The sequence below is a fragment of the Lewinellaceae bacterium genome (genome assembly GCA_020636105.1).
Taxonomy (GTDB): Bacteria; Bacteroidota; Bacteroidia; order Chitinophagales; family Saprospiraceae; genus BCD1.
In genome coordinates, this window is the sequence record JACJYL010000001.1 from 1,409,119 (window position 1) to 1,422,979 (window position 13,861).

Here is a 13,861-nt window from a genome sequence, read left to right on the forward strand (position 1 = left end):
TTCCTATTTCATTTCGAATTCACAACCTCCTATTGCGGCAAGTTTATAGGAACTCCCTTTTTTTATATAAAGTAATGCAGAACTGTGATGTTTTTTATTCCCGTTAGTTTCATAATCAAACTCTATAGAGACATCAGTCATCCCCTGCAGACCAATATCAACAATTTCACCAACCAGAACATTGGTGATTGTTGATCCTCTCGGAATGCTATCGCAAATCCCTGTTGCCATTTTGGAGGTTACGTCACCGATAATCTGATCGTTAAACGAAGTTCCTTCGCATTGGAATAGAAAAAAACTTATTAGGCCAATTATTAAAACCCTAAATTTTATATTGTTCATTTTTATTTTTTAATTTTTTGAGTAGGCTGAATTTTGTGGCTCAAACATTTCGGCTAAAATACCTTTCAAATGAGAGGCTGACATTTCCATTGTTTTTGCCATTTCATTGATCAATATCATTTCAGATTCATCAATACTACCATCTGCTGCTGCAACCGAAACGGCACATTTGATAATGATTTCCTTCCCATGTTCATTCAGTGAAGGGGTAACCCTTTTCAAATAGGTAGTAATATCTTCCGGGTTCTTTTGAACCTTTTCTACATAATCCGAAAGTTGGCCAAGAGTGATGTCATGGTGCCCAAATTTATTGATGATCTTTTGAACCACCAACATTTCATTTTCATCAATTACGCCATCTGCCAACATGATAAGCACCATACTGTGTTTCATGGCTTTTTCATACTCCGACTGAAAATCATTTTGATGGTTACTTTTACTATAATCCAGTACTCTTGGAATAAAGGTTCCCTTGCAACCCTGGCATTCTACAAATTCGCCAGCACTGCCCAACGGAATAAGAGGAATAAAATAAAGGGTAAAAAAACGGGTTACTTTTTTGTGCTTGTACTTTTGATTGTTGGCACACTGCGGGCATAAAAACTGCCCTTCTTTAATGGTGGATTTTACACCTCTTGTTCCAAAAATGATCATAACATGTATTTTAAAATTGATTAATTGTTTAGGTTAGGAACACACCAATGCACCAAAAAATTATTGTCCCACCAAAACGGAAGACAGATTTAATGATCCTGCAGTATGTTAACCTACCTTAGTTGAAAAATGAGTGAGAAAAGAAAAAGAAAGGTGTTTGTTTTCATTCGATTTCTTTTGCTGGCCGAAAAATACAAATTTTATTCTAAAGAAACAAGAAGGTCTTATTAAAGCATACTTCGCGTTCGATTTCACTCCCGGAAACTTTCCACCAACTCAAATGGCAACATACCATAATTGACACCGGACATATTGCTGATGATGACCACCACAATTTCCTGTTCCGGGTCAAATACAAAAGCCGTGGAGCCTCCGACAGAACCGCCCCCGTGTCCGTAAAATTTGGTGCCGTCTTCCATTGGGTAAATCGCCCATCCAATCCCGTAATTGGTCAACTCACCGGAAGAAGTCTTTTGTGAAGTAAAAAATACATCCATCGTCTCCTTGTCCAGGTACCCGGGTTTCATTTGTGCCTGGGCAAACTTTATGATGTCTTCAGAGGTGGAAAGAAATCCGCCCCCGGCCCATTTACAGCTATTATCCACGTAAGGAGCATTTACCAGCTTGCCCGACGAGTCTTTCTGGTAAAAACGCGTCCGTCCTTCAATGATCTGTTCGTTTTTATCAGGAACGGTGTTGATCATTCCCAGGGTATCAAAAACCACCCTGCTCATAAACGATAAAAATTCCTCCCCTGCTGCAGATTCAATGGCTGCACTCACCAGATTCCATCCATAACTTGAATAGACATAAGCGGTGCCGGGTTCATTGATCAGCGGGTCATCCTTGAAAATATCAAGCGCTTCCAATACACTGTTGTATTTTTTGGCACTCAGGAACTCAGAGTTCTTGTAATGACGGATACCGCCCAGGTGCCCTCCGACTTCCCGAACGGTAATTTCATATTGCTTCAGTGGAAAAGAAGGAACATAAACCTGGATCGCCGTATCGATATCGATCATGTTATGCTCATATAAAACGGCCAGTGCGGCGGCGGAAAATGATTTGGACACACTGCCTATCCTGAATTTGGAATGAGCAGGATCCACGGGAACTTTATTCTCGAGATCCGCATATCCAAACCCTTCTGAAAGCAAAATTTTTCCTCTTTTGGCAATAGTCACACTGAGGCCGGGTAATTCATTGGCATTAAAAAAAGACTCCACTTTTATCCGGGCCTGTTCAATGGCCAGAGAATCCTGGGCGAAAAGGGAGCCCAACAGGAATATAAAAAAAGTAAATGCGAAAAATCGTTTCATGGTAAATTTTTAAGGACAAAAGAACTAAAAAACTAAAGATAAAAAAAGGCACAGCATCCTCCATGGACCTGCGCCTTTATTTTTAGCGTATTTGGAGTCCGGCCAGCCCGAACTTAGATTGCGTCAATAATAGCATTCAAAGTAGCACTTGGCCTCATAGCATCCTCCGCTTTGGCAGGACTAGGATAATAGTAACCATCGATGTCCATAGCCGCACCTTGAACGGCGTTTAACTCCCCGACGATTTTTGCTTCGTTGCGAGCCAAAGCATCCGCAACAGGAGCAAATTTAGCCCGTAAATCCGCATCAGCTGTTTGCTTAGCCAGTTCTTGTGCCCAGTACAACGCCAAGTAGAAATGACTGCCCCTGTTGTCTATCTCTTTTACTTTTCTCGATGGAGACTTACCATTCTGAAGTAAAGAAACTGTAGCGTTATCCAATGCGTCAGCCAATACTTTTGCTTTAGGATTGTTGTTCCGCTCTGCTTCGTGTTCAAAAGAAACAGCTAAGGCCAGGAATTCACCTAAAGAATCCCATCTTAAGTGGTTTTCTTTGTTGAACTGTTGTACATGCTTAGGAGCAGATCCCCCCGCACCCGTTTCAAATAAACCACCACCATTCATCAATGGAACGATAGACAACATCTTTGCACTGGTCCCTAACTCCAGGATAGGGAAAAGATCTGTGTTGTAGTCTCTCAATACATTACCCGTAACAGAAATCGTATCCTGACCATCTTTCATTCGTTTGACAGAAACTTTAGCAGCCTCTTCGGGAGGAAGGATTCTGATGTCTAAACCAGTAGTATCGTGATTTAGTAAATAAGTTTTTACTTTTTTGATTAATTGAGCATCATGCGCTCTGTTTTCATCCAACCAGAAGATCGTAGGAGCACCCGTTGCCTTTGCTCTATTGACAGCCAATTTAACCCAATCCTGAATAGGAAGGTCTTTTACCTGGCACATTCTCCAGATATCCCCTTCTTCAACCTCATGCTCGATCAATACAGTGCCCGTATTATCAACCACTTGTACTTTACCTGACGCAGGAATTTCGAATGTCTTATCATGCGAACCATATTCCTCCGCTTGCTGAGCCATTAAACCAACATTAGGGACAGTACCCATTGTTCTGGGGTCAAAAGCACCATTTTCTTTACAGAAGTCAATCGTTGCCTGGTAAATGCCCGCGTAAGCACTATCAGGAATTACGGCTTTAGTATCTTGAGACTTCCCGTCTTTGTTCCACATTTGACCAGAGTTTCTGATCATAGCAGGCATTGAAGCATCAATGATCACGTCACTTGGTACGTGCAGGTTCGTAATCCCTTTGTCTGAATCAACCATTGCCAGATCCGGACCTTCGGCTAAACATTTTTGTATTTCAGCTTCCACCCCTGTTTTCACAGCAGGAGAAAGCTTATCTAAGTTACCCAAAAGGTTCCCCAGACCATTGTTTACATTGATGCCGGCTTCGTCCAGTTCTTTTCCATATTTTTCGAAAACAGACTTGAAAAATACTTTTACACCATGACCGAAAATGATCGGGTCAGAAACCTTCATCATTGTAGCCTTCATGTGCAGGGAGAATAATACCCCTTTGGCTTTAGCATCTGCGATTTGTTCTTCCAGGAAAGCAACCAATGCTTTTTTGCTCATGAATGTACCATCGATAATCTCCCCCTCAAGAACAGGAACAGATTCTTTTAAGACCGTTGTACCGTTAGCACCCAATAATTGTATTTTTACGCTCCCTGCCTGTGCGATGGTTACTGATTTTTCATTGGAAAAAAAATCTCCTGATTCCATAGTAGATACATGAGTAGCAGAGTCCGCAGACCATTTACCCATAGAGTGTGGATTTTGCCTGGCATAAGCCTTGACCGGCTTAGGGGCTCTTCTGTCTGAGTTACCTTCTCTTAAGACAGGATTTACAGCACTACCTTTTATTTTGTCGTAAATTGCTTTTATGTTTTTTTCTTCATCATTAGCAGGCGTGTCGGGATAGTTGGGCACCGGAAACCCATCACCTTGCAACTCTTCGATAGCTGCTTTTAGCTGAGGCGAAGAAGCTGAAATGTTCGGCAATTTGATGATGTTTGCTTCTGGCTTCTTAACTAATTCACCCAATTCAGCCAATGCATCGGCTACTTGTTGTGCCGGTTTCAAATAAGAAGAAAAGTTAGCAAGGATTCTGCCTGCAAGGGAAATATCTTTTGTTTCCATTTCAATTCCACATTGTCTGGCAAATGCCTGAACAATAGGAAAAAGAGATTTTGTTGCTAAAGCTGGAGCTTCGTCAGTATCCGTATAAATAATCTTAGAAGACATGTGTTATTGTTTAAAAACCGAAGGATCGGTCATAGTGAACGATAATTTGTTTGAGTCGCCAAATATACCATTTTGAATGAAATTTCTTCAACTAAATGCCTTTGAATCTTATATAGGAAATGTAAAATTTAAAATGATAAATTTAAAATTTAAAATTACTGATTTTGAGTGATTTCCAAGATTAAGGGATGGTTCAAAAATAAATTTACATTTTACTGCGCTGACTCCACTTAGGGCCGGAGCGGAGGTGTGGCAAAAGTGTAAATTTATTTTTACCGCGTTATTAAGTGCCGTGTAACAAATGTTTTTTTATTTTTTAATAAGTCCCCAAACACAAATTTTTCACTCAGATGGAACAACCTGACATATCCTACCTCTGGTCGGTATTCCGTAGATGGAACACCCCGTACCAATGGTCGGGGCAAAACGCAGAATAAAAGGATTTTTCCTAAATATTTCAGCGATAATCTGCGAAATCAGCGTGACAAAAAAGTATCGGAATAGAACATTTAAACTATATAAATAAACTTTCGTTACAGTGTATTAAGAATGTCACTTTGTTTTTTTCGTTCCTATGTCGCGTAGGATTATTTTATCCCCCAAAAGCAATCCCTGACAGTACAGCTTTTTAATATCTTTTCTAAATGCATTACAAGGGGCTTATTGTGTGCTGTGTTCTTTTTTATTACTTTTGATACTAATGGAAGTACTGGTTTTTTATCAGGCCGAAAAGAGCAAGGATTTTTATCCGGATTCGCCTCCATTTTTAATACAAAAACGCGTAAGCAATGAAGCTTTTACCCATTTTTACCATTTGCCTGTTATTAAGCTTATTCCAAAGCGCCTGCAGAACCGGGAAGCCTGGCGCTAATAATGGCCAATGCTCTCAAACTGGAACCGTTAAGGACTTTGCCGGACTGGACGGCTGCGGAATACTTATCATTCTGAAAAATGGACAAAAACTCCTCCCAATAAGCCTTCCGGACGAAAACGTAGAACTGAAAGACGGGCAAAAAATTCGGTTTGACTATAAAGAAACCGATGGCATGAGTATTTGCATGGCAGAAGATATGATTGTCGAGGTCACCTGCCTGGAAGTGTTGGATACCCCGAAGGCAACCCTTTCTGAATGTCAGGAAATTACCATTCCGATGAGTGTGGACTGGATGAAAAATTCTATTGAGAAATATAAACCTGCTCAAGTGATCAGTTATCCTTCCGGAAAAAGTGAATGGATCTATTTATTCAAAGGCAATGGCGTTCAACTGTTTGATTGTCGTGGAGTAATGATCTGTGATTCCAAAGGAAGTACTTCAGAACTTTGTATGAACCGGATTCCGCAGGATGTCCGGGGCAGGATCATTTGGCAGGATGAATGGATGAAGGACTAAAAGGCAAAGTGGACATAAGGGTTGAAAGAATTATTAGGCGCAGGGAGCGGAGCTCCGGTGCTTCCCATGAGATCGTTCGCCTATAAATGATTGATAATCAACAACAATCCCGACAATTTTATCGAGGATGTCGCATTGCTCCATTTGAAATTTGAACCTGGAACTTTGAACACTACCCTGCCCATTTATGTTTTTCGATCTTTGATTAACAAACCAAGAACAACAGCATAAAACATGCACGAAAAAAAACCATTGGAATTAAACAGCGACTTCAAATATGCGCTTGACCTGGCCGAGAAAGAGGGTCGAAACCTGTTTATCACCGGAAAAGCCGGAACGGGAAAGTCTACGCTGCTTCAATTGTTTCGCAACACTACCAAAAAAAATGCCATCGTGTTGGCTCCAACAGGGATCGCGGCCCTCAACGTCAAGGGTCAGACCATACATTCTTTTTTTAAGTTCCCGGCCAAACCCATTGCCCGCCACGAAATAAAAAAGCTCCGGAGCAGAAAGATCTACGAAAAAGCTGAAGTGCTCATCATCGATGAAATTTCGATGGTTAGGGCTGACCTGCTGGATAATATTGATCAATTCCTGCGCAAGAACCGCGAAAATCCTGAACCTTTCGGCGGTATCCAGGTCATTTTCTTTGGCGACCTTTTTCAATTGCCTCCCGTGGTTTCCTCTGAGGCAGAACAACAATTGTTTAGTGGTTTTTATGATTCTCCCTACTTTTTTTCTGCAAAAGTCTTCGAAGACGGTTTTGAAATGAGTATGCTGGAATTGAAAAAGGTGTACCGGCAGGATAACCGTTTTTTTCTCCGGCTGCTGGACAGCGTCAGGCTCAACAGGGCGGATTTTGATGATCTTGAGGATCTCAATGAACGGTATAGGCCTGATTTTCAACCTGAAGATTTTTTCATCACCCTTTCCGCCCGAAACTATTCTGTGGATCACATCAACCAAAGAAAGATCGATTCCATCCCGTTGCCGGCACAAACATATATGGCCAAAATTACCGGTGACTTTCCTGCTTCCCGCTACCCGACCGAAGCCGTACTGAACTTAAAACTGGACGCTCAGGTTATGTTCATCAAAAATGACCCGGAGAAACAATTCGTCAACGGCACCATCGGCAAGATCGTCAAACTGGAGGACAACAACATCACGGTAATGGTCGAGGACGATCAAAACAAACCGAGGTATATCGAGGTTGGCAAGATGGAATGGGAGGTACTCAAATATGAAATCAATCCCGGTAATCCCGAAAAAATTGAAACAGAAACCCTCGGAACCTTCACTCAATATCCCCTGAAGCTGGCCTGGGCGATCACTATCCACAAATCCCAGGGAAAAACCTTTGACAAAGTGGTCATCGACCTGGGAACCGGGGCTTTTGAATACGGGCAGACTTACGTGGCCCTCAGTCGTTGCCGAACCCTTGAAGGGATTGTACTCAAACAACCGATACGTGCAACGGATATCAAAACGGATGAAAGGATCGTGGAGTTTTACGAGCGGTATTTTTAAAAGAAAAAAGCCCTCCAGGGAAAATCCTTGAAGGGCTTTTTTTTATACTAAATTTCTATGCTTTAAGCATCTGCTTTAGCCTTCTTGGAAAAGCCTGGTTTACTTTCTGATGCATCAACAGCTTTCATATCTCCCGTCAAATCCGCCATAATAGGCGTTGCAATGAAGATAGATGAATAGGTACCGACTACGATACCCACCAACAATGCAAAGGCGAAACCTTTGATGCTGGAACCACCAAATGCAAACAATACAGCAACCACGAACAAGGTAGTCATAGAGGTAATAACCGTACGGGAAATCGTACTGTTAATCGCTCCGTTGATCACTTCTGCCTTGGTTTTCCTGGTGTATTTGTTGAAATACTCCCTTACACGGTCAAAAACTACCACCGTATCGTTGATAGAATAGCCGATCACCGTAAGGATGGCCGCAATGAATGCCTGGTCGATCTCCATGGTAAACTTAAACAATCCATGGAACATGGAGAATACAGCCAGCGTTATCAATGTATCGTGGAACAAAGCTGCTACCGCTCCTAAACTGTACTGCCACTTGCTAAAACGCAGGAAGATGTAAAGGAAGATCAGCAACAAGGCAAAAACCGTCGCATAAAAGGCACTACGCTGAATGTCATCCGCAATGGTCGGCCCTACCTGGCTGGAACTTGTTACGTTGGTTCCCACTCCGTCAGGAAGTTTGAACTGCTCGAAGTCAAGATTTCCTCCAACCATACCGTTAACGCCTTCAAACAATTTTGCCATGACAATATCAGAAGGCTTGGTCACTACTCCCGTCGTTTCATCTTTTTCCTCAACAGCATCGATCATATAATCGGTCACTACGTTGAAGGTATTTGCAGCATCTACGGCCTTCACGATAGGCGTATTGCCCTCGAAAACAGTCGTAAGCGATTCTCTCAGTGCCTGAGCATCGATTGGTTCTGTTTGATCAAAAGTGATATTGTAAGAATATCCTCCTTTGAAATCGACGCCCAATTCAAAACCTCTGGTAAAGAAAGAAATCAGACCAAGTAAAATGACGGTTCCAGAAATGATATACGCGTATTTACGTTTGCCCAACCAATCAATATTAAGTTTTGACAAAGCATCTTTGGAAACCGAAGTGGAGAAAGAAATCTGTCTGTCCTTTTTGGTCCATTGATCAATAATCAAACGTCCAACTAATACAGCCGTGAACAAAGAAGATAACACACCAATGATCAATACCACCGCAAATCCTTTGATCGGACCAAGTCCGAAGTAAGCCAGGACGAAAGCAGTAAGGATAGTGGTTACGTTGGCATCGATGATAGCCGAATAGGAGTGTTTGAAACCATCGCTGATAGCCATCAAAAGAGACTTGCCATCTCGTAACTCTTCCCTGATTCGTTCGTATATGATTACGTTGGCATCCACCGACATACCAATGGTGAGTACGATACCCGCAATACCGGGTAAAGTCAGTACCGTACCATAGGAAGCCAGCGCCCCAAAGATAAAGAACAGGTTCAGCAACAGGGTAATAACGGAAACAATACCCCCTCCACCGTAGTAAAAGAGCATGAATGCAAAAACCAGTGCAAAACCAATGATCAGGGCCTTCATACTTCGGGCAATATTTTCCTTACCAAGGGAAGGTCCTACCAGAGATTCCTGAATGATTTTCGTTTCCGCAGGCAACTTACCAATCTCGAGGATATTCGCAAGGTCATTGGCCTCCTGTATGCTGAATCCACCGGTAATTTGTGTATTTCCGGAAGGAATCGGGTTGATCACACGAGGAGCCGAAACCACTTCGTCATCCAAAAGGATGGCAACTTCCCGGTTGTTATCATTGGCGGCAACGGTGGTCATTCTATTCCAGATTCTTGTACCGGTACCATCCATTGATAATGAAACGGCAATCTCACCTGTTTGAGGGTCAGGACTTGTCCCTGCAGTAGTAATATGCTCTCCTGTCAAAGGAGATTTACCATCACGTTCAAGCTTAACTGCGTATAAACGATACATATCCTTATCATTGTCCACACCCGCATCTGGGCCAAAATCTATTGGGTTTTTATCCCAACGGAACATCACCTCTCCCGGAAACATGGAAGCAATATCAGGTCTGTTCAATAATTTGGACAGGGTATCGCGCTTGGTTCTTTCTGCAATTCCCATAGCTGCCAGACCGAAGCCTCCCTGGCTGTTCACCTGGAAAACATCAAATAACGGTCCTGCTGCTGTATTCATTACCACCTGGGAAGTATCATAGGTAATAATCTGATTCCCTAAAGAATCCAGGGTGGTGATCGTATCAATTCTCATTTCAGGAGCCTGGTCTTCCAGACCGGCTTCAGCTCTGAGTTTTTCATTAACGTCAACAAAAAACTGTACCACTCCCGGATCATTGATGCGGTAGAGGTTCCAGAATTCGAGTTTCGCAGCAGCCTGAAGGTTTTCACGTGCACGTTCAGGGTTATCGATACCCGGAAGCTCAACGACGATCAGGTCACGCTCTTTATCCAATGAAACGTTCGGCTGGGTCACCCCCAGTTTGTCAATACGCTGTTTCAACAGCTTAAAGGTCAGGTCAACGGTCTCGTTCGATTTCTCTCTGAGTAATGCAATGATCTCGGCGTCCGAGGTATTAAAAGTTACCTGGTCACGCATGGCTTCATTACGCTGAAATATAGGAGCGAGCTTTTCGTCTGCACTCTTTAATTTGGCGTATTGTTGTCCGAATAACGTTACAAAATCTGTTTGTTCAGATTGTTGGGCCTTAGCTGCTTTTTCTAACGCTTCTAAAAAAGTAGGATCTTTGCTATCATTGGCCAATGATCTGATGAACTCACGGAGGTCTACCTGTAAGACGACACTCATACCCCCTTTAAGGTCAAGTCCCAGTGCTAACTGGCGGGATTTGAGCTCCTGATAGGTATAAGATTTCAATAGAGGCAACTTAAATACCTCTTCCGTGGACATTGAGTCCAGGAATTTCGCACGCGCCTGCTTATAAACAGCCACCGCTCTCACTTCGTTCGCCGCTTGTTTTGACAACTTCATCGCATAGTCATCAGCATCTTTTTCTACCCGCTGTGTTGGCAGGATAAAAATGTACTGAATTAATGTGACCAATGTCATCACAACAAGGAAGAACTTCACAATTCCTTTTCCTTGCATAACGTAAAAATTTACTTTTTTAGAAATTAATAAAATAAGCGTTAGAGGGTTCCTTTGGAGAACCCTTTAAAAAAACTCCGCAAATATAAGTCTTTTACACAATAATCGGAGTGTAATTGGAAAAAATTAGAAAACGGGGCAATTCATGGCTCTTTCAACCTGCTAATTCAAGGTTTTAGAAACTCAAAGAAACAGTTAATTGACCACTCTTGCTTCTAATTTTTATATTTAATCAGTAAGTGCTGGAACAGTATTAAACAACCAATAAAAATTAGAATTATTAAGAACACTGCTGACTTCTACACCTCCCTTCCTGCAGTCAGCAGGCGGGTTAGATATTCTACATTCTGCGGTTCTATCGCATTGCTATCAGAACCGCAGAATGTAGAACCTGCCTTACTGCGACAGCAGGCAAGGTATCCAATATCGAATGTCGAAGGCGTGATGTGCCCTGAAACAACCTTGAAACCATTTTGAAACAATATTGAAACCACTTTGAAACAACCCTGAAATCGACCGAAGGGAGATCCTCGTGCACGAAGTGCCGGGACCATTTTGAAACCACAAAACTTCAACAGAGTGAAAATTAAATGTATCCGCCAGTTGACAGAGCGCTATTTATTGCTTTCCATTATTGGGCGATTAGGATACAGGTATTAATTTGCAGCTTTTCCAGACCGCCACCTAATTATGAGCAAAATGAAAAACATCCTGACTGTTTTATTCCTTTCCCTGGTTTCCGTTGGCTTTGCCCAGGAAGCTTCCCTATCCTATTCGAAGGTAAAGGTGTTTTTGAATGAAATTCAAACCCTGGAGGAACTTGCAGCAATTCACTTAGCGGTGGACCACGGCACTTACGCCAAAGGAAGGTATTTCATTACAGATCTTTCCACTTATGAGATCGAACAGTTGTCTGCTGCAGGATTCGAATATGAAATATTGATCCCCGACGTGGAGGCCTGGTATGCTGATCCTTCCCGACAACCAACTGATTACAGGGGCCCGGAAGATTGTCAGGAGAATGTAGCCGCCCCAAAATTTCCCACTCCGGAAAATTTCGAGTTGGGCAATATGGCAGGATTTTTCACCTGGCAGGAAATGCTGTCCATCCTGGATGATATGAAAGAAAAATTCCCTGACCTGATCTCCACCAAATCACCCCTGACAGAAGAACTCACCTACGAAGGACGCCCCATTCACTGGGTACGTATCTCTGATCACCCTGAAATGGATGAAAATGAGCCGGAGATCCTCTATACGGCTTTGCACCATTCCCGCGAACCGGCCAGCCTTTCTCAACTGATCTATTATATGTGGTACCTGCTGGAAAATTACGACAGTGATGAACAAATCCGGTACCTGATCGATCATACAGAAATGTATTTTATCCCCTGTATCAATCCCGACGGTTATGTTTACAACCAAATCAACAATCCGGATGGAGGCGGATTGTGGCGCAAAAACCGGGTAGAAAACGGGGATGGTTCTCATGGAGTGGACATCAACCGGAACTATGGCCATGAATGGGGATACGACAATGAAGGTTCCTCTGAAAATCCACTGTCGGAAACCTATAGAGGTACGGAAGCTTTTTCGGAACCTGAAACCAGGGCGGTTCGTGACTTCTGCAATGCCCACCAGTTTCAAATAGCGCTGAATTATCATACCCACGGGGACTTGCTCATCCATCCCTGGGGATTTTCGGACTCTTATACCCCTGACCAGGAAACCTTTTCCAATATGGCAGACGTTTTGGTGGCCGATAATCATTTCATTTCGGGCATAGGTTCCGAAACGGTAGGTTATGTAGTCAATGGAGATTCTGATGACTGGATGTACGGTGAACAAAACACAAAACCTTCCATTTTTTCTTTTACTCCTGAAGTAGGCTCCAGCGGAGGATTCTGGCCTACCGAAGACCAGATCATTCCCAATTGTCGTAATACCATGCTGATGAACCTGAATGCGGCATCACTTTTACATCGGTTCGGACTGTTAAAAGATATAAACTCAGGGGTTACCAACAGCCTTGAATCAACCTTTTATTACAGTTTAAAAAGAATTGGACTCCAGGAAGGATCTCTTGAGGTCAGTTTAACCCCGGTGAGTGATAATATTTTGGAGGTAGGTGCCTCATCCTCTCATTGGCTGGAAATGAATGAGTCCGTGGATGGCTCCATCCCGTTTACCCTGAATCCGGAGATTCAAAACGGCGATGTAATAAAATTTTACCTTTCCCTGTCCAATGGAGATTATATCCAGGGAGATACCATTAGCAAAATATTTATCGACAACCCACCCGTGTTCTCAGATACAGAAGCATCCCTTGACCATTGGGAAATTATCTCCGGCCCCTGGAACCAGACTGATAATATGTTTTATTCTCCCCCGTCGAGCATCACCGATTCACCTGCCGGAGTTTATGCAAATAATATATCCAACCATATCCATCTTCAAAACCCGGTTTCCCTCAATACGGGATTTGAAAAAGCCTACCTGAATTTTTGGGCCAAATGGGATATTGAACCACAATACGATTACGCCCAGGTCTCTTTGTCGGTAAACGGAGGAGCTTATTTCCCCCTATGCGGAAAATTTTCAAGTCTGGGTACTCAATTCCAGGATGAAGGCAATCCCGTTTACGACGGAAATCAAAAAGGCTGGGTGGAAGAAATCATTGATATCACCCCGTTCGTAAACCAGAACGACGAGATCAGCATTCAGTTTTCAATGGTATCTGACGGGTACTTACAGGAAGATGGTTTTTATTTCGACGATGTCCGCATCTTCCTGACGGCGAATAACACAGGAGTAACAAAAATTCCTGAACCGGAAACGAAATGGTCCCTCTCCCCTAACCCTTCCGGCGACAAAGTTTTTTTAGCAATAAGCCCGGTAAACGATGAGGCAAAACTCACCGAAATTGTTTTCTACAATGTGCTGGGGGTAAAAATGACGGAGATTCTCAAAGAAGTCTCCGGGCCTGAAAAAATTGAATTCGACACAAGCCTTTGGATGCCAGGTATTTATTTTTGCAAATTCAAGCAGGAACAAAAAAATTCCCCCTTTAAACGGTTGTTAGTCATTCACTAACCAAACAAAAATAAAAATAAACCTTTCGAAAGTCT

Annotated in this window: 8 protein-coding genes; 3 read left to right on the plus strand and 5 right to left on the minus strand. The window is 42.6% G+C overall.

The features are described 5' to 3' along the window. Positions 1-3 precede the first annotated feature (3 nt). The 4 genes from H6571_05205 to H6571_05220 all read right to left on the minus strand — a co-directional run bounded on the left by H6571_05205 (position 4) and on the right by H6571_05220 (position 4,645). Positions 4-342 carry a hypothetical protein gene (locus H6571_05205; protein ID MCB9323123.1) on the minus strand — a complete coding sequence of 113 codons (339 nt, stop codon included), beginning with the start codon at positions 340-342 and terminating at the stop codon, positions 4-6. Between the two features lie 9 nt (positions 343-351). Continuing rightward, positions 352-996 (minus strand): TerB family tellurite resistance protein, encoded by a 645-nt coding sequence (locus tag H6571_05210; protein ID MCB9323124.1) that lies wholly within the window; start codon positions 994-996, stop codon positions 352-354. A 251-nt stretch (positions 997-1,247) separates the two neighbouring features. Beyond that, positions 1,248-2,315 (minus strand): beta-lactamase family protein, encoded by a 1,068-nt coding sequence (locus H6571_05215; protein MCB9323125.1) that lies wholly within the window; start codon positions 2,313-2,315, stop codon positions 1,248-1,250. Positions 2,316-2,428: 113 nt separating this feature from the next. Continuing rightward, entirely contained in the window at positions 2,429-4,645 is a 2,217-nt protein-coding gene (locus H6571_05220; GenBank protein ID MCB9323126.1) for an NADP-dependent isocitrate dehydrogenase, read from the minus strand. A 788-nt stretch (positions 4,646-5,433) separates the two neighbouring features. Here H6571_05220 and H6571_05225 point away from each other — a divergent pair. Beyond that, positions 5,434-6,036, plus strand: a complete 603-nt coding sequence (locus tag H6571_05225) for a hypothetical protein (GenBank protein ID MCB9323127.1) — start codon at positions 5,434-5,436, stop codon at positions 6,034-6,036. A 234-nt stretch (positions 6,037-6,270) separates the two neighbouring features. Further along, positions 6,271-7,566: an AAA family ATPase gene (locus H6571_05230; protein MCB9323128.1), complete on the plus strand. Its 1,296-nt coding sequence runs from the start codon at positions 6,271-6,273 to the stop codon at positions 7,564-7,566. 62 nt (positions 7,567-7,628) lie between these two features. Here the strand turns inward: H6571_05230 and secDF are convergent, their stop codons facing one another. Then, positions 7,629-10,733: a protein translocase subunit SecDF gene (gene secDF / locus H6571_05235; protein MCB9323129.1), complete on the minus strand. Its 3,105-nt coding sequence runs from the start codon at positions 10,731-10,733 to the stop codon at positions 7,629-7,631. A gap of 699 nt (positions 10,734-11,432) precedes the next feature. On the opposite strand from secDF, the gene H6571_05240 reads away from it, so the two are divergent. Further along, positions 11,433-13,826 (plus strand): immune inhibitor A, encoded by a 2,394-nt coding sequence (locus tag H6571_05240; GenBank protein MCB9323130.1) that lies wholly within the window; start codon positions 11,433-11,435, stop codon positions 13,824-13,826. Positions 13,827-13,861 lie beyond the last annotated feature (35 nt).